The following is a 15,657-nucleotide window of genomic DNA, read 5'->3' on the forward strand; positions in this document are numbered from 1 at the left end:
GATTATCTGTGGCCCAATACTTTCAGCGCGTGATCGACTTGGGCTGGAGTGTTGTACAGGTGAAATGAGAAGCGGAGCATTCCATTTCGCGCTGCGGTGATGATTTCGGCCGCGGCCAATCGCTCGGCCCGGGTGTCGGCATCGGGGATGGTGACGATCGGGGCATCGCCGGGGACCGGGGAGATGCCCAGGTCCGCCAGACCGGCGCGGAAGCGTTGTGCCAGAGCACGATCGTGTGCGCCGATGGCATCCACGGTCAGGTCGTGGATGAGATCCAGGCTGGACTGCAGCATGGTGACGCCGACGCCGTCGGGGGTGCTGTCGTGGCGGCGGGCGGTGTCGGCGAGGCGTTGGGGCACATAGAGTTCCGCCCATCTGTCGGCCGCGGCGTACCAGCCGGGTGAGACGGGACGCGCGGCGTGCGCGGCCTGTGGGGCGATGGCCAGGAAGCTGACGCTGCGGGGGCCGAGCAGCCATTTGTAGGTGGCGCACACCCAGAAATCGGCGTCCGCGAATCGCAGCGGCAGCCAGCCCGCGGCCTGAGTGGCGTCCAACAGCAGCAGGGCGTCGTGTGCCCGGGTGGCCGCGCGCAGCCGGGCGGCGTCGACCACGCGCCCGTCCAGGGACTGCGCCAGGCTCACCGCGACCAGCGCGGTATCCGGCCGCACCTGCTCGGCCAGTCGGTCCAGCGCGACCGCGCGCAGTCGTAGATCCGCGCGATTGCGGAAAGGATTGGTCACCGAGGCGAAATCATGTTCGGCCACAAGCACTTCCGCACCGGCGGGCAGTCCCGCGGCGACCGGCCCGATCAGCGCGCCGACGGAGTTGCCGACCGCGACATCGGCGCCCGTCGCGCCCGGCAGCAACCGCGCGAAGGACGAGCGCAGCCTGTCGACGTTCTCGTCGCTCATCGGCGTTCGCCGCCCGGCCGCCCAGTCGGCCAGCACCGCATCCAGCGCTGCCCTGGTTCGTGCCGGTGGCAGCCCGTATGCGGCGGTGTTGAGGTAGGTGGTTTCGGGCTCGAATTCGCCGGGCGCCAGGACTTTCATGGATCCAGGTTGGCGGTATCGGCCCTGAGCAGTCCATATCCAGCGTGCCGAAGGTGGACTGTCCTCGTGGGTGGCCCGTCCGGTACGGTTTATGGCGTCGTTCGTGGTGCAGGAGGGGAATTCGGCGAGATGTTCGTGGATTCGCAGACGGCGTTGCCGACCATCGGGGAGTTGCTGGCGGCTCTCGGGGTGGAGACGACGCCGGTGTTTCCGGAGACGCCGGGGGCGCCCGTCGTTGCGGTGGATACCCCGGAGGAATGGGAAGAGGTCGCGCGAGAATATCTGCCCGCGTGCTATCGGGCCTGGGCACTGCCGGCGTTCGAGGATGCCACGGGGCCCGAGGCGCAGTGGGCCGACAACGTGGTGATCATGGCGTGGCGATTGTCGAGACCGGTGGATTCCACGGCCGTGATGCGGTGTGCCTACACCGATTCGCGGCGGCTGCCGCAGTGGTGCGAACTGGGTGGTCAGGCCCGGGAGCACGGCGGATTTCCGTCTGCGGCGATCAGGGGAACGTATGCGCACGGGGAATTGACCCTGTGGTGTTCCACCCGCTACGTGGTCGTGGATACGCTCGACGGGCAACATCTGGTCCAATTGACCGTCACCACGCTCGCGGACGAGAACGACGACGGTCGATACATCGCCGATTCGGTGTCGGTGCGTGCGTCGTATGCGGGACCGGAATTGCCGGATACGGGTTTCGAACAGGAGATCGATGTGTCCGAAGCCGGTGGTACCGCCTTCCGGATTTGAACGCCCCAGCGGTGCTCAGAGTGCGGATCTGACCCGGGCTATTTCGATGATCACCGATGCGGCGTGGCGGTTGAAACGTTCGAGGGAGACGCCGGTCAGGCTGTCGTCCAGCCATGGGCGGTAGAGGAATGCCAGGGCGCTGAATATGGCGCTCGCGTTGAGGCGGATATCGATATCGTCGGCCGGATTACGGGTTTTGTCGCCGCCGGCCATGCTCATCGCCATGGGGGCGGTGAATTCGGTGATCAACTCGTTGCCGCGGGCGCTCAGTGTGACCGTCGCCTGCGATTGGATGAACATGATGCGGCCGCGGCGCGGGTCTGTCAGCACGTAGTCGGTGAAATGGGTGACGACGTGGGCGAAGATCTCGCGCCGTTTCGGCGGTGCGGTGGCGAAGGACTGCAATAGCCGATCCCGGGCGCCGAGGACCACCTCGTCGAGGACGGCCACCTGTAACGTCTCGAGATTCGGGAAACTTTCATAGAAATACCGCTCGGTGAGCCCGGCCTCCCGGCATACCGCCCGCATCGACATCCCCACCACCCCGGCCGTGCCCATCAGCTCCGTCCCGGCCTCCAGCAGCTGGCGTCGGCGTGCGGCGGTGCGGTCGGCGGGTTCCTGCCCTCGCCAGCGCCTCTGGCCTTCGGTGGGCTCCCAGGACGAGGATGACATTCCCGCATCCTGCCACAGCAAACTCCGGGCGAGAAATGTTGACATCACATGATGTTGACATCGGCTGATGTCGATTACTAACCTTCCAAATATCCAGTCCCCCTTACCCGGCCCCTCGACGTTGGCGGTGAACGTTATGAGTAGGAACCAGGCAGCACAGTCGGCGGTGCTGAGCCTCCTGCGGCCCGGTGGCCTGTTGTCTGCTGCGCAGATTCAGCGACAGGCCCATCTGACCGGATGGAGCACACGGAATACCTTGGCGCGCTTACAGGCTCGCGGACTGATCGTCGCGAACTCCTGCAGCGGAACCTGGCACATCAGTGAGCGCGGCCGGGCCGCGGCGGCGGCGAATCAGCGTTCGTACGCGTAACCGCTGTTCTGCCGGGTTGCAATGATTCTCGGATTCGGCCCGGTCTGTTATCGGTGTGCGGCCGGTTCCCGATGAACGCTGTAGAAAGCGGAAATCGGGTGCACATCCCGCCCGGGGATCAGGAGGAATCGTGAAGTTACGAATTGTCATGGCGGCGGCGACGATCGGCGCGGCCGCGCTGATCGGCGTGGGCCAGGCGGCCCCGGCTATGGCGGACAACAGCAGCTGTGCGAACGCGGAGGCCCAGACGCGGTCCGATCTGCAAGCGGCCGGGCGGGGCGGCACCTCGTCCGATTCCCCGAGCCAGCTCACCAATAACGCCGAGTCGTTCATCTTCACGCACGGCGGGAACCATTCCGGATTCGGTAACACCCACTTGAAGGGTGACGTCAATCAGCTGAACGCCTACTGCCGGTAGGGGAGAACCACGGGCCGTCCGGGATCAGCGATGGGCGCGCAGGTAGTCGTCGTGGATGCGGTCTTCCCGGTAGTACCCGGCCGTCAGGGTGGTGAGACGATTCACCTCGGCGGCCAGTGATTTCGGGTCGATGGGCTTGGCCACTATCGGATCGGTCGTCTTGACGTAGTAGCGGCCGTCCTCGTAGTCCATCCACCAGAAACAGCGGGCCGGGGCGCGGCGTGCGTCGAGGGCCGGGCCCGGGAAGATCATCACCTCGCCGTATGCCTGGCGGGGGCGCTGGAAGATGCTGTCCAGCTGATCGGCGAGGGTCGGGCCACGGCGAATCGGGTTGGCGCGATCGGCTTCCATATCGTTCCGGCGAATCTCCAGCGGTGGCTGCTTGCCGGCTCGGCGCCTGGGCAGGGCCTCGACCGCGTATTCACCGATCTGGGCCGCGGGGCAGTATTTCACTATGACATCGCCGCCGGAGTCGGCGGACGGGCCGGGGAGTTGGACCATGACCACGCCCATCGCGTCGCGGACCGCGCCGTGGAAGCGGTAGATCTGGGTGAACTGCTCGTCGCCGTGGACCGCGCCGCCGAATCCCTTGGCCTCGATGCGGGCGTCGGGGGCCAGCAGGACCTCCATCGCGCGTTCGAGGATCGGGTCGTATTTGCCCAGCAGACTTGTGACCGCGGATTCGCGGGCGCGTTTGAGGTCGTCGAAATCCGGTATGTCCGTGCGGAATTGGAGAGGGTAGGGGAGGCGGTCGCGGCCCTCGGCGGACCAGAGGATCTCGAACTCCTGGGCGGTGAACCTAATACTCGGGGGCATCGTAATCTCCGCCGATGACGGGTGGGACGTGCTTGGGGAGGTCGTCGATGCCGGTGAGTTCCTCGCCGTGTTCCTTCGTCACGAGATACTCGGGGACGCCGGACTTTTCGCGGCCCTCGCCCTTACCCTTGGCCTGCCCGGGGTTCACGCCCGCCATGCCCTGGCTGCCCGCGCGCGGGGCCGCGGTGCGGGCGGCCGACGCCGCGGTGGCCTGGGCGGCGCCCGGAGTGCCGGGGAGGCTGCGGCCGGGACCGCCACCCGCGGCGGCCGATCCGCCGATGTCGGGGGGCGTTGTGCCGCCGACGGCGAATCGCATGTTGTCGTTGCCGAGGGGGACTGCGCTGGGGTTGGGAACGCCGCCGGCTCCCATTGCGCTGCCGCCGAGTCCGGACATGTTTCCGCCGGGGCCCGGAGTGTTGCCACCGAGTCCTGGAGCGATATCCGAGACGGACTGTGCGCCAGGGGTTCCCGAGGTGCTCAGGGGTGAGGTGGGCGCGGTGTATCCGGCAGTCGTGGTGGCGGGCTGGTTTGCGTCGGCCGGGTTGCTGGGATTCGTTGGGCCGGAGGCGGATCCGTCTGTTCCGGGCTGTGGGCCGGTGATGCCCTGATCGGGGCCCGGGCCGGTGCCAGGGGCGGTGCCGCCCGTGCCCGGGCCGGAGGCGGCGGGGCCGGGTTGCACGGGTGCCGGGCTCGGGCCGGACGGGCCGACGGGTCCCATCGGGCCGCTCGGGGCCGGGCCGGAGACGATCTGCGGTGCCGTGGGCAGGAAGGGGACGCCGGTGTCGGTCTGGCCTGCCACGCGGCCGTAGACCGTGGCCAGGATGCGGCGGGCCTCCTGGGTGGCCTCCTGCTGGTCGTGGTCGTTGACCTTCATGACGCCGCTGGTGGGCAGGGCCTTGCCGGACGGGCTGGGTGCGCCGGCGCCGGGCATGAGGGACTGGGTCTCCTCCAGTCCGGTCTTCATTTCCGAGAGTTTCAGGCTGATCAGGGTTGCGGCGCTGGACAGGTGCTTGGACTTGCCGGTGTAATTGTTCACCGCGTCGACGGCGGCGGTGGCGGCCGCGCCTCGCCAGCCGGAGTGGCCGTTGTCGCCGTTGATCGTGCGGGCGAACTGCTGCTGGAATTGGGCGAATGTGCCCATGAGGGTCATGCCGATATTCGCCCAGGCGGTGACGGCCTCGTTGACAAGCTGCGGCTTCATCGCGCTCACCGACTGCTGCATGGCGGTTAGATCCATATGGTCGTAGCTGTCGGGCGTGGTGATATGTGGTGGCTGGACGTCACCCGAGAACTCGGTTCCGTAATTTCCCTGATGCTCGGTGTTGTAGATCCAGTCCCGGTCCTTGTTCCACTGCTCCTGGGCCGCGATGACCTTGCGTTTGTAGTCGTCGTAGCTCATTGGGGAGTCAGCTTCTCGATTTGGTGGCGGTGGTTTTCGTCCAGGGCTTCGTAGTTTGCGATTGCCTTGGCTACCACCTGTTTTGCGGTGTTGGCGGCGTCGATGTGCTGCTTGAGGATAGCCTCCAGCGAGCGGTTGTCGCCGCTGGCCAGAGCGGAGAACTTCTTCTCTAGGGTCTGACTGGAGTTAAAGTTGCCAAAGCCCGAAATGTAGCTTACGCGAGAACCGGCAATAAGAGCTTCTCTTATCTGGGCAATGTGATCATCGCATACTTTATCGAGGCCTTTTCCTGTTTCAGGGTCTAGAAACAGTTCCCCAGCGTTTGCGCTGGTGAGTAGATTTTTCCAATCGTTCGGATCAATCCCATCTATCATTTCCCCTCCTCATGCCCCGGGAAGAACCTGAGCAAGTCCATTGGCGAGGCGGCTCACCGTAGTGCATGGATCTCCCAGGTTTGGCATCCCATACTGGTTTATTACGTCGAATGTGATGGTGCCCCCCGAGACCTGCGCACCGATCAAGCACTCGAGATTATTGTTGCTGCCTACAGGCTGGAAGCGAAGGGCCCGGTTGCTGCCTACGGTTGTGGGGGTGAAATTTCCGTAATCGGGCCGCTGTTTAATCTGGTCGAGCGTCGTGGCAGATGTAAGAATTCCCAAGTTGTATGTCTTGTCGGTTGAATACCAGCTACAGATCTTCCAACCGTCGAACGTAGTTCCCGCAACTTTGTTGCTCTTGGTAGTGGTATCGAGGCCAAGTCCCGAGATTGTCGAATCCGGGATGGTGCAGGGATCCCATTGAGACGCCACTGAACCCGTCGTTGTTGTTGCGGCTGCCGCATTGCTGCTCGGCGGTGCGGTCTGGGCCGAGGCGGTCGGGGAGCCGGAGTTGGCCTTGCTGCAACCGGTGAGCGCTAGGCCTGCTGCGGCGACCAGGGCGATCGCGCTCAGTGCCTTCGACCGCTGGGTCATCTGGTGCCCTCCGTGTTGGCGGATGTCGCTGGGGGCAGGCCCGTGCCGGATCCCCCCATCCAGCAGACCTTACCGGCCGTCTGGATGGGGAACAACCGGGTCAGGCGTGGTCGAACCTGGCGTTTCGCAGGCTGTTGGTGAACGTGTCCCATTCGTCGGGAGTGAAGACGAGCGCCGGACCGGTCGGGTTCTTCGAGTCGCGGACTCCCACCATGCCCGCGCCGATGTGAGCGATCTCCACGCACGCGGTGGCTTCCTTGCTGCGGCTCGACTTGAACCAATGTGCTTGGGAAAGGTCGTAACTCACGTGTTGTACTCCCTTGCGATCTGACCGATCAGGGTCCTCGATTCGTCCCTGTCCAAGGCTACGCGGTCGATCTCCTCGACTGCATGCCGATACGGACCGATCTCGCTCTCGCGTTCGAGGTAGAGATCTCCTGTGAAGCTTTCCACGAAGACGACCGGCGTTTGAACCAAATCTGTTGTCGAGGTTTCTCCATAATCCAGAAGAACGAAGGAACCGACGTGCAGCCCGATATGGCTGCCCACCGACTGTGGGATCACTCGGATGGATACGTTCGGCCGTTCACCGAGGGTGATCAAATGTTGTCGCTGTCGGCCCATGACCGCAGATCCACCGACTTGGTGATGTAGGACGGCCTCGGAGAGGAAGACGTCTACCTCCAGCTCATTGCGGAGCATGCGCTTTTGACGCTCAATGGCCATCTCTACGCGGCGATCCACATCTTCCGCAGAGTCCCCGGGAGTCATGGTCCACTCGCCGGCTCGGCGGTAGTCGGCGGTCTGTAGCAATCCGGGAAGTAGTGTGTTCTGGAACGAAGTGAACTTTCGTGCCGTCTCCTCGAGTGTGAAGTAGTAGATGACGCCGTCCGGAGCGAGATCCGCGTACGCGTACCACCAGTGTCCGCCCGACTTCTGTGCCTGCCGTGCCTCCGTCGCGAGGTTCAGCAGCACTTTGCGCTCGGCGTCGTTCACCTCGTACTTATCGCACAGGGCGTTGATGTGCAGGCTCGATGTGCGGGTCGGTTCTCCCTCCTCGAGTCTCCCGATGGACTGGGGTGACACCTCGAGAGCCCTTGCCGCCGCTGATTGGCTGACTCCGGCCTTCACCCTGAGCATGCGCAGACGTTGACCCAAAGTCCGACGTGCGAGCGATGATCCTGTCATTACTTTGCCTCCGTATCTTTGTGTTCTCCGTACTGGAAAGGCCCCCTACGGATAGCCCCGTGACGAATACGCGAATTTCCCCGTGGACCCCTGGTGGATAACCGGCAAACCTCAACCGACATGGTAGGACTCGGCTCGGTGCTTCGCTATCGTCTGCCGCGTAAGAGATTTCGTTCTGTCTACCGCGAAACGGAAAGGGGGCCAGTATGTACGGCCTTCCGCCAGCCGATCGGAGTGTCGTGTCGGACATGGCCGAGCCGCTGCCCACGAAATCGGAACTGCTGTATGCCTGCCGGGGTATCGAGTACGACTGGCATCCGATTCTGCGCGCCGCGCACGCGCTGACCGAACTGCACGAGAAAAAATTGAGCACGGACACCGTGGAATATGTCGAATTGGAATGTGAACGGGCGCGGCGAATACGTGACATCGATCGGTGCGTGACCGCCTCGCTGCCGCCCGCCCACGGTTCGGCTCATGTGCACACCGAAACGGTCGGTGCGGTCGTCGACCGCGTCGCTCGGTTCACCGCCGCCGCCTACGCCGCCCTGGCAGACCCCTGCGACTGGTCCCTGGGTGAGGCATGGGAACGCCTGGCCGAACTGGCCGTCGGATACGAGGACCTCATCGACGAGGTCCGGACCGGCCGCCGTCGGCTGCCCGGCGGCCCCTGATCCCCGCTGCGGTGTCTGCCCGGCGGTGTGTCATCGCCCGCCGACCTGGGTCTGCGCCCGTTTCCGAAAGACTTTCCATGAGAGTAATTCGGACTAATGCCACACCGGGGGGTGCTGGTAAAAAATATGTAAACCGGACAAAAGGACGTGCCCGCCGAAACGTGATGAGGGACATACATTTCGACGGGCACGTCATGGCCGCCGTACAGCCGTACTCAATATTGCTCACCCGTCGTCGCGTGGCCAGAGCGTTTTCAATGGTTGTCGGCCGCTTTCCGTGATTGTCGGCCGCTTTCAATGTATGTCTCCCGGGTTGCAATGGATGTTTTTCAATGAAGGTTGTCCGGTTTCAATGAAGTACCGCGCGCTCGGATTGCAATGAATGTTCGAAGCAATGAAGGAAACATAAACTGTTGGCAATTGTGAATTGGGCTACCGTTCTGCCCTGTGTACGAATCGCCTGGTATGCCAAGCCCGTTGCGGCTCGTGCGCCATCTGAATGCCCCACCTGAGTGGGGCATGCCGAGTATGTAGTGAGGACTGATGAGGGAAATTCGAAATGCCGGTTCTGCCTGGGCTCTCCGGGCTGCCGGTATCACCGTGGCGGTCACCGCCGCGATCGGGCTGTTCTCCACCGGTGCGGCGAATGCCGACACCTTCGTGCCGTTGCCGGACGGGCACGTCGTGGATCCTGGTGTGACCATCGACAGTACCGGTAACAGCGTCATCATTTCGCCGTCACTCGCGGCGAACGGTGCTGGTCGTGTGGCGTGGTTGTCGTCGCACATCGTCACGAATGTGACGACTCCGGTCGGTACTGTCGGCCCGTGGAACGGTCCGCAGAACAATGCGGGGACCAACAACTCCTCGACGCATGGCGCTTCGACTCTGTCGGTGGGTTATGTGATGGGTTGCCAGGTGTCGCTGGGTGAGCTGTCGGCGGGTGTCTCGGGTGAGATCAGCACGACGCCGACATTGTCGGGTTCGCTGTCGCTGCCGCTGTCACCCGGGCAGGTCAAGTGGGTCAACTATGACCAGCAGGATATGACCAGCAGCGGTCGGTACTCCTTCGATCTTCAGGACCAGGAGGTCGAGGTCCAGGGGTGCGCGGGTTATGCGCAGGCTCGTGAGGTCGTGACGGTGGAGATCATCGGCAGCGACTACACCAAGCAGACCTTGTACGGCCAGCCATTCAGCCTCGGCTGAGCTCGCCGATAGTCACCCCTTTTTTTCGCTTCGGCGAATCAGATCTTCGAGGAAACACCCAAATGAACAATACTCGTAAGGGCACAATTGCCCGTATGGTCGGCATCGGAGCAGCCGCCACCGCCGCGGTCGGGCTGTTCTCCACCGGTGCGGCGAACGCCGACACGTTCGTACCGCTGCCGGACACTCACAACTCCCAGACCATGGGCGACGGCACCGTCATGCATGTCGACATCCTGGGGGAGTCGGCGAACATCAACCCGGGCATGGTCGCCAGCCCGCTGAGCCGCAACGTGTGGACCAGCGGACGCGCTCAGGTGAACCTGACCGGCGGCGAGGCCGGGGACCCGAAGACCGCTACTCGTCTGGTCGTCGGTTATATCGTCGGTTGCCAGGTCGACCTGTCCGGCGGCATGACCCCGGAGGCGGACGGTGGTGTCACGGTCACTCCGGGGACCAGCAGCACCAGCACGTCCTACTCCGGCACCGGTACCTTGGGTACGACCCTGACCCTGGGCGCCGGCCAGGCCAAGGAACTGAACATCCTCGATCTCGAATCACCGGATGATTTCGGCACCGACAGCCACTACTCGTGGCAGCAGGTCACCGGTCCGCATCAGAGCCTGACCTGGCATGATGAGGAGTTCAACGTGGACGGCTGCGGCGGCTACGCGCAGGCGCGGTCGTTCGCTCGGGCGCAGGTCTACACCTCGCACGGCATCGGCTACACCACCACATACGGCAAGCCGTTCAGCATCGGCTGATCGGTTGCCGTAAACCCCTGTCCTGCAACCTTAGTCGGATGCGGGATAGGGGTTTTCATGTGTCTGGGTGCGGATCCGGGTCACCAGCTTCTCCCGGACCGCGGGCCAGTCGTCCACGGTGATGGAGAACAGCACGCTGTCGCGGATGGTGCCGTCGCCACGCCGGAAGTGGTGGCGCAGAGTGCCCTCGTAGTGTGCGCCCAGCCGTGATATCGCCTGCTGCGAACGATGGTTGCGCACATCGGTTTTCAGCTGGACCCGCGCGACGCCCAGTGTGCCGAAGGCATAGTCGAGTAGCAGCAGTTTGGCTTCGGGGTTGACCGCGGTGCCCCACACCGACGGGGTGTAGAGGGTGAAGCCGATCTCCAGTCCGGCGTCGTGCGGGCGGGCGTCGAGATAGGCGGTGACGCCGATGATCGCGCCGGGCGCGCGATCGCCGATCGGCCGGCGGGCGCGCACCGCCCAGCCCTGCCAGTTGTCGTACGACTGCCGCTGACGCAGGAGGGCTTCGAAGTGCTGGGGGGATCCGGGGCGGCGGGGCACATGCGCCCAGACCCGGTCGCTGTCCAGGGCCGTGAACAACTCGGCAGCCTCCGCGGCGGCGTCGATTCTGCTCAGGTGTACTGTCTCGCCGGTCAGCGCCGCGTCGTCCGGGACGGGCCAGATCATGTCCGGCCAGGCTTCGTCGTTGGGGCGGGGATCGGACATCGGCTCGAAGCGAGCCAATTCTGCGGTTTGCACAGGTGGACTATACCGGTTACCAGACGTGCTCGATAAGTGTATTACGTTGCCGGACAACACTTTTCGTTCATCTTACGTTAACGAGACAGTGTCGTGCGAGCCATTGCGGCATTGCGTCATCGGGGGCCGGGCCTCGCGTGCCGGCCGGACGTTTCGTGCGAAATCCGCTGGCGCCACTGAGGGTTCGTGCCCCGGCGGCGCACCGGATTTCGAGTGTGCTGCCGTGCGAAGTTTGCCCGATGTTCTGTGAAATGCAAACTGGTCAGTTTTGAACTGAATTCGGTACTTCAAAACTTGTTGTGTCACACCATGAGCGAGACTATTAGAGTATCGGGTGGTATCGGTAACGGAGAGGAAACGGGTGGTCGTTGGTAGGCGCCGCGGCGGGAACGGGAAGCCGTTCGGTCCGGTCCGCCCCGAGCATGCGTCCGATGGCTGGGCATTGGCCGGTGACGCCGCGGAGTGGTGGTTGACCAAGACCTACGGCGTCATCCATGCGCGTATCAACGGCACGACCGACAGTACTTGCGCCTGGCGGGTCAGCAAGCCCACCGGCGACTTGATTCGCGAGGTGTCGGCCTTCACGGTCGAGGAGGCGAAGATCGCCTGTGACACCTGGGCGAAGGAAAACCTGCCGCCGGGCTGATCACCCCCAGCGCTGGAGCAACCGGTTGGTTTCCGCCGTCAGGGCCGCCTGCAGGAATGGACCGAAACTGATTCGGGCGACGCCCAGTTCGGCGAAGTGGGCGCGATCTCCCTTGTCGGGCGCGGAGATCGCGTTGACCGGCAACGGCAGTTCGGAGGTCAGGCGACGCAGGGTGTCCGCATCGTGCCGGCCCACCGGATACAACACGTCGGCCCCGGCATCGGCGGCCAGTCGCAGCCGCGCCACCGCGCGGTCGATGCGGTCCGCCTCGTCACCGTCCTGCCGCAGGAACAGGTCGGTGCGTGCGTTGACCACCACGTGTACACCCGAGGCGTCGGCGGCTTGGCGCAGCGCGGCGACGAAATCCGCGTGCTCCTGCGGCTCGCGCAACCGGCCACCCTCGCTGTGCACGGTGTCCTCGATGTTCAGGCCCACCACACCCACCTCCAGCAGCCCCTCGATCAGCTCGGACGGCTTACGGCCATACCCGGATTCGATATCCAGGGAGACGGGAATCGTGACGGCCGCGGTGATCTCGCGCACCCGGGCCAGCGATTCGGCGAAGGTCATGCCCTCCTGGTCGGACTTGCCCAGGGAATCGGCCAGCGGGTGGCTGCCCACTGTCAGTGCGGAGAACCCGGCCTGCTGGACCAGATTCGCCGACCAGGCATCCCAGACGGTGGGCAGGATGACGGGATCGCCAGGGCGGTGCAGAGCGAGGAAGGCGGCGGCTTTGTCGGTGAGTGCGTTCACGGGTTCAGCGTACTGATCCACGCCGGGGCGAGAATGGGACATGCCCGCCGAAATATGATGAGGGGCATATATTTCGACGGGCACGTCGGGTAGCCCGGTGGTCTTACGGAGGGGAACGACTGAGGCCGAGGATCCGGCTGCAGTTCCGGTGCGTGCTCGACGAAGCTGGACGCCGTCCCGCCGCCCGTACGGGCCGCAAACAATATCGCTCGCATGTCGTCGTTCGTGCCAGAGGGTTTTCAATGAAGGCCACAATCATTTCATTGAAGGAAACGTCTCAATGAAGGGTTCTGCATTTTCTTTGAAGGAAACATTGCAATGATGGCAACCGGTGTCCCAGGGTTGTAATGAATGTTTGGTGCAATGAAGGAAACATACTCTGATAGAAACTGTGAATTGGGCTACCGTTCGCCCTGGTGCGTGTTCTGCCTGGTATACGGCCGTACCGTTTGCCGGGTTCATTGCAGTTCGCGCACCGCCGTAATGCCCTGCCTGTGGTGGGACATGCCGAGTATGTAGTGAGGACTGATGAGGGAAATTCGAAATGCCGGTTCTGCCTGGGCTCTCCGGGCTGCCGGTATCACCGCGGCGGTCACCGCCGCGATCGGGCTGTTCTCGACCGGCGCCGCCAACGCCGACACCTTTGTGGGGTTGCCGAACGGTCACGTGTCAGAGCCGGGTGTGACCATCGACAGCTTTGGAAACGCTGTAACTATTTCGCCGTCGCTGGCCGCTAACGGTGCCGGCCGTGTGGCCTGGCTGTCGTCGCATATCGTCACGAATGTGATCACCCCGCCAGGCACGGTTGGCCCGTGGAACGGCGCGGCTAACAGCCCAGGTACCAACAACTCCTCGACGCACGGGGCCTCGACCATGACGGTCGGCTACGTGATGGGTTGCCAGGTGTCGCTGGGTGAGCTGTCGGCGGGTGTCTCGGGTGAGATCAGCACGACGCCGACATTGTCGGGTTCGCTGTCGCTGCCGCTGTCACCCGGGCAGGTCAAGTGGGTCAACTACGACTATCAGGATATGACGAGCAGTGGCCGTTACACCTTCGATCTGCAAGATCAGGAGGTCGAGGTCCAGGGGTGTGCCGGTTACGCGCAGGCCCGTGAGGTCGTGACGGTGGAGATCATCGGCAGCGACTACACCAAGCAGACCCTGTACGGCCAGCCGTTCAGCCTTGGCTGAGTTCGCCGATAGTCACGCCCCTCTCGCTTCGGCGATCCCTAAATTTCGAGGAAATACCCCAATGACAAATATTCGTAAGGGCACACTTGCCCGCGTTGTCGGCGTTGGAGTCGCCGCCACCGCAGCGTTCGGATACTTCTCGGTCGGCGGTGCCAACGCCGATGTCTACGTTCCCCTGCCGCCCAGCTCCATCAACGAGGTGATGGGTGACGGCACCAACGCACATGTCGACATCAGCGGTGAGTCGGCCAACATCAACCCGGGCATGGTGGCCTCGCCATTGAGCCGCAATGTGTGGACCACTGGGCACGCCCAAGTGAACCTCGCCGGTGGTGAGGCGAACAATTCCAAGACCTCGACTCACCTGACCGTCGGCTATATCGTCGCCTGCCAGGTGGACCTGTCCGGTGGGATGACTCCGGAAGCGGCCGGTGGCGTCACGGTCACTCCGGGGACCAGCAGCACCGCGACCTCCTATTCCGGCACCGGCACCCTCGGGACGACGTTGACCCTCGGGGCCGGGCAGGCCAAGGAACTGAACATTCTGGACTCCGAGGTACCGGACGACTTCGGCACCGACACGCACCACCCATGGCAAGGTGTCACCGGCCCGCATCAGAGCATGACCTGGCACGACGAAGAGTTCAATGTGGACGGCTGCGGCGGTTACGCACAGGCGCGGTCGTTCGCCACGGCGGCGGTCTACACGCCCCACGGCACCGGCTATGTCACTGCGTACGGTAAGCCGTTCAGTATCGGTTAACCGCATCGGTCGACCGGACTGGCCGACCGGGTGAACGACAAAACCCCTGCTGTGTATACCGACCGGATGCACAGCAGGGGTTTTGCGGTATGTGGAGACGTGGGGAGTCGATGTAAGACGTGCGGTAGCGGGTATGCAAGGAGGCTGGAGTGTGTTTCAATGATTGAAATTGTTATCAATACACAGCCAACTCTAAGCGGACCGGCAGGGCCCAGACAGGCTCGTTGGACAAAGTCGTAACCCTTGTACTCGCAGAGTCGCGAGGTGGTTTCGCGTGTCCCGGAAATGACCGGAAGGTAAGTCGTTCATGGCCAGATATTCCAACGGGGAGTCTGTTTTCTCCCGTTTGGCACGGTTGTTGGAGGCGTTCGAGGATGACAAGCCGGTTATTACCGTCTCTGAACTGTCGAAGCGGACCGGCCTGTCGTTACCGACGGTCTCCAGAATGGTGTCCGAGCTGGTCGAGCGCGGATGGTTGCAGCGCGACGCGGACCGCCGGGTCTGGATCGGCCTGCGAATGTGGGAACTTGTCTCCCGCGCCGCCCCGACACGTGATCTTGTGCGCACCGCGACGCCCTATATGACAGAACTCAGTGCGCGAATCGGACAAAACGTGCATTTGAGTGTGCGGCAGGGATATGAGGCAATGTTCGTCGAGTTGCTCTCCGCGCCCAATGCGGTGCCGACTGTGCTCAGCGGGCCCGGCGCGCGACTGCCGCTGCACGCCTCGGCGCCCGGTCTCGTACTGCTGGCCTACGCGCCCTCCGGGGTGCAGGAGGCCGTGTTGTCGGGTGCGCTGCCGGCGCTGTCGCCGCGCACCGTGACCGATCCGCACGCACTACGGGCGCTGCTGAGCGAGATTCGCCGTACCGGCGCGGCGTACTGTCCCGGCCTGATCGACCCGGCCAACACCGCGATCGCGGTCCCCGTGCGTTCCACCGGCCGCGAGGTGGTGGCGGCGCTGTCGGCGATCGTGCCCAATACCGAGGGCGCCCGGTCGGTCGTGCCGCTGCTGCGCACCGCGGGTGCGCAGGTCAGCCGTGCCCTGGCCGACCGGAACACGCCGAAGTGGCAGCCGGAGGACGGGGAATCCGAGGGATCGGAGGATCGAAATAGCACGGGTCCATCGGTTCGGTCGTTATCGCTGGGGCTCGGCATGTTCGGGTCACAGGCGGCCGCCGCCACTTAGCGCAGCGGCGTCGGCCGGTTCGTCCTGTTCACAGCTATCTCGCAGCCTCGGTCCAGGTCAGACCTAGTGTGTCGGTCGAGGCTCGACAACC

Annotated in this window: 20 protein-coding genes; 10 read left to right on the forward strand and 10 right to left on the reverse strand. The window is 64.0% G+C overall.

All coding sequences use genetic code 11. The features are described 5' to 3' along the window. Nucleotides 1–2 precede the first annotated feature (2 nt). A complete protein-coding gene (locus tag JZ791_RS17895) occupies nt 3–1,049 on the reverse strand; it encodes an aminotransferase class V-fold PLP-dependent enzyme (RefSeq protein WP_216896277.1) in 1,047 nt (348 codons plus the stop codon). Nucleotides 1,050–1,184: 135 nt separating this feature from the next. On the opposite strand from JZ791_RS17895, the gene JZ791_RS17900 reads away from it, so the two are divergent. Further along, a complete protein-coding gene (locus JZ791_RS17900) occupies nt 1,185–1,805 on the forward strand; it encodes an LpqN/LpqT family lipoprotein (RefSeq protein ID WP_216896278.1) in 621 nt (206 codons plus the stop codon). A gap of 15 nt (nt 1,806–1,820) precedes the next feature. On the opposite strand, the gene JZ791_RS17905 is transcribed toward JZ791_RS17900, so the two are convergent. Next, nucleotides 1,821–2,477: a TetR/AcrR family transcriptional regulator gene (locus JZ791_RS17905; RefSeq protein ID WP_216896279.1), complete on the reverse strand. Its 657-nt coding sequence runs from the start codon at nt 2,475–2,477 to the stop codon at nt 1,821–1,823. A gap of 136 nt (nt 2,478–2,613) precedes the next feature. Between JZ791_RS17905 and JZ791_RS17910 the strand changes: the two genes are divergently transcribed. Further along, nucleotides 2,614–2,847, forward strand: coding sequence for a hypothetical protein (locus tag JZ791_RS17910; protein ID WP_216896280.1), 234 nt, complete (start codon nt 2,614–2,616; stop codon nt 2,845–2,847). A 130-nt stretch (nt 2,848–2,977) separates the two neighbouring features. After that, nucleotides 2,978–3,265, forward strand: a complete 288-nt coding sequence (locus tag JZ791_RS17915; RefSeq protein WP_216896281.1) for a hypothetical protein — start codon at nt 2,978–2,980, stop codon at nt 3,263–3,265. 24 nt (nt 3,266–3,289) lie between these two features. Here the strand turns inward: JZ791_RS17915 and JZ791_RS17920 are convergent, their stop codons facing one another. From JZ791_RS17920 to JZ791_RS17945, 6 genes are all read right to left on the reverse strand, one after another. After that, nucleotides 3,290–4,081, reverse strand: a complete 792-nt coding sequence (locus JZ791_RS17920; protein ID WP_216896282.1) for an ESX secretion-associated protein EspG — start codon at nt 4,079–4,081, stop codon at nt 3,290–3,292. After that, a complete protein-coding gene (locus tag JZ791_RS17925; RefSeq protein ID WP_216896283.1) occupies nt 4,065–5,480 on the reverse strand; it encodes a hypothetical protein in 1,416 nt (471 codons plus the stop codon). Before JZ791_RS17925 ends, JZ791_RS17920 begins: the two co-directional genes overlap by 17 nt. After that, nucleotides 5,477–5,854 carry a hypothetical protein gene (locus JZ791_RS17930; RefSeq protein ID WP_216896284.1) on the reverse strand — a complete coding sequence of 126 codons (378 nt, stop codon included), beginning with the start codon at nt 5,852–5,854 and terminating at the stop codon, nt 5,477–5,479. Before JZ791_RS17930 ends, JZ791_RS17925 begins: the two co-directional genes overlap by 4 nt. Before the next feature lie 9 nt (nt 5,855–5,863). Next, entirely contained in the window at nt 5,864–6,451 is a 588-nt protein-coding gene (locus JZ791_RS17935; protein WP_216896285.1) for a DUF3558 domain-containing protein, read from the reverse strand. A gap of 100 nt (nt 6,452–6,551) precedes the next feature. Continuing rightward, a complete protein-coding gene (locus tag JZ791_RS17940) occupies nt 6,552–6,758 on the reverse strand; it encodes a DUF397 domain-containing protein (protein WP_216896286.1) in 207 nt (68 codons plus the stop codon). Further along, nucleotides 6,755–7,639 carry a helix-turn-helix domain-containing protein gene (locus JZ791_RS17945; RefSeq protein ID WP_216896287.1) on the reverse strand — a complete coding sequence of 295 codons (885 nt, stop codon included), beginning with the start codon at nt 7,637–7,639 and terminating at the stop codon, nt 6,755–6,757. Before JZ791_RS17945 ends, JZ791_RS17940 begins: the two co-directional genes overlap by 4 nt. Before the next feature lie 248 nt (nt 7,640–7,887). On the opposite strand from JZ791_RS17945, the gene JZ791_RS17950 reads away from it, so the two are divergent. The 3 genes from JZ791_RS17950 to JZ791_RS17960 all read left to right on the forward strand — a co-directional run bounded on the left by JZ791_RS17950 (nt 7,888) and on the right by JZ791_RS17960 (nt 10,283). Beyond that, complete coding sequence (locus JZ791_RS17950) at nt 7,888–8,313, forward strand: DUF4254 domain-containing protein (RefSeq protein WP_216896288.1); 426 nt, start codon at nt 7,888–7,890, stop codon at nt 8,311–8,313. A gap of 543 nt (nt 8,314–8,856) precedes the next feature. Next, nucleotides 8,857–9,519, forward strand: a complete 663-nt coding sequence (locus JZ791_RS17955; protein ID WP_216896289.1) for an MspA family porin — start codon at nt 8,857–8,859, stop codon at nt 9,517–9,519. 62 nt (nt 9,520–9,581) lie between these two features. Next, nucleotides 9,582–10,283, forward strand: coding sequence for an MspA family porin (locus tag JZ791_RS17960; RefSeq protein ID WP_216896290.1), 702 nt, complete (start codon nt 9,582–9,584; stop codon nt 10,281–10,283). A 30-nt stretch (nt 10,284–10,313) separates the two neighbouring features. On the opposite strand, the gene JZ791_RS17965 is transcribed toward JZ791_RS17960, so the two are convergent. Continuing rightward, a complete protein-coding gene (locus tag JZ791_RS17965) occupies nt 10,314–11,024 on the reverse strand; it encodes a GNAT family N-acetyltransferase (RefSeq protein WP_308162969.1) in 711 nt (236 codons plus the stop codon). A 361-nt stretch (nt 11,025–11,385) separates the two neighbouring features. On the opposite strand from JZ791_RS17965, the gene JZ791_RS17970 reads away from it, so the two are divergent. Next, nucleotides 11,386–11,670 carry a hypothetical protein gene (locus tag JZ791_RS17970; protein ID WP_216896291.1) on the forward strand — a complete coding sequence of 95 codons (285 nt, stop codon included), beginning with the start codon at nt 11,386–11,388 and terminating at the stop codon, nt 11,668–11,670. Here the strand turns inward: JZ791_RS17970 and JZ791_RS17975 are convergent, their stop codons facing one another. After that, on the reverse strand, nt 11,671–12,423 hold the full coding sequence (locus JZ791_RS17975) for an isocitrate lyase/PEP mutase family protein (protein ID WP_216896292.1): 753 nt from the start codon (nt 12,421–12,423) through the stop codon (nt 11,671–11,673). 528 nt (nt 12,424–12,951) lie between these two features. On the opposite strand from JZ791_RS17975, the gene JZ791_RS17980 reads away from it, so the two are divergent. The 3 genes from JZ791_RS17980 (at nt 12,952) to JZ791_RS17990 (ending at nt 15,566) form a co-directional block, all read left to right on the forward strand. Then, nucleotides 12,952–13,614, forward strand: a complete 663-nt coding sequence (locus tag JZ791_RS17980) for an MspA family porin (RefSeq protein ID WP_216896293.1) — start codon at nt 12,952–12,954, stop codon at nt 13,612–13,614. A 61-nt stretch (nt 13,615–13,675) separates the two neighbouring features. Continuing rightward, a complete protein-coding gene (locus JZ791_RS17985) occupies nt 13,676–14,377 on the forward strand; it encodes an MspA family porin (protein ID WP_216896294.1) in 702 nt (233 codons plus the stop codon). 307 nt (nt 14,378–14,684) lie between these two features. Then, nucleotides 14,685–15,566 (forward strand): IclR family transcriptional regulator, encoded by an 882-nt coding sequence (locus JZ791_RS17990; RefSeq protein WP_216896295.1) that lies wholly within the window; start codon nt 14,685–14,687, stop codon nt 15,564–15,566. Nucleotides 15,567–15,657: the final 91 nt, after the last annotated feature.

It is taken from the genome of Nocardia alni (assembly GCF_019038435.1).
GTDB lineage: Bacteria > Actinomycetota > Actinomycetes > Mycobacteriales > Mycobacteriaceae > Nocardia > Nocardia alni.

Bases quoted from the DNA above. Each gene is read 5' to 3' on its own strand.
- JZ791_RS17990 (WP_216896295.1), top strand. From the start codon at position 14,685: ATGGCCAGATATTCCAACGGGGAGTCTGTTTTCTCCCGTTTGGCACGG.
- JZ791_RS17910 (WP_216896280.1), top strand. From the start codon at position 2,614: ATGAGTAGGAACCAGGCAGCACAGTCGGCGGTGCTGAGCCTCCTGCGG.
- JZ791_RS17905 (WP_216896279.1), bottom strand. From the start codon at position 2,477: ATGTCATCCTCGTCCTGGGAGCCCACCGAAGGCCAGAGGCGCTGGCGA.
- JZ791_RS17985 (WP_216896294.1), top strand. From the start codon at position 13,676: ATGACAAATATTCGTAAGGGCACACTTGCCCGCGTTGTCGGCGTTGGA.
- JZ791_RS17935 (WP_216896285.1), bottom strand. From the start codon at position 6,451: ATGACCCAGCGGTCGAAGGCACTGAGCGCGATCGCCCTGGTCGCCGCA.
- JZ791_RS17930 (WP_216896284.1), bottom strand. From the start codon at position 5,854: ATGATAGATGGGATTGATCCGAACGATTGGAAAAATCTACTCACCAGC.
- JZ791_RS17925 (WP_216896283.1), bottom strand. From the start codon at position 5,480: ATGAGCTACGACGACTACAAACGCAAGGTCATCGCGGCCCAGGAGCAG.
- JZ791_RS17955 (WP_216896289.1), top strand. From the start codon at position 8,857: ATGAGGGAAATTCGAAATGCCGGTTCTGCCTGGGCTCTCCGGGCTGCC.
- JZ791_RS17945 (WP_216896287.1), bottom strand. From the start codon at position 7,639: ATGACAGGATCATCGCTCGCACGTCGGACTTTGGGTCAACGTCTGCGC.
- JZ791_RS17920 (WP_216896282.1), bottom strand. From the start codon at position 4,081: ATGCCCCCGAGTATTAGGTTCACCGCCCAGGAGTTCGAGATCCTCTGG.
- JZ791_RS17980 (WP_216896293.1), top strand. From the start codon at position 12,952: ATGAGGGAAATTCGAAATGCCGGTTCTGCCTGGGCTCTCCGGGCTGCC.
- JZ791_RS17960 (WP_216896290.1), top strand. From the start codon at position 9,582: ATGAACAATACTCGTAAGGGCACAATTGCCCGTATGGTCGGCATCGGA.
- JZ791_RS17895 (WP_216896277.1), bottom strand. From the start codon at position 1,049: ATGAAAGTCCTGGCGCCCGGCGAATTCGAGCCCGAAACCACCTACCTC.
- JZ791_RS17950 (WP_216896288.1), top strand. From the start codon at position 7,888: ATGGCCGAGCCGCTGCCCACGAAATCGGAACTGCTGTATGCCTGCCGG.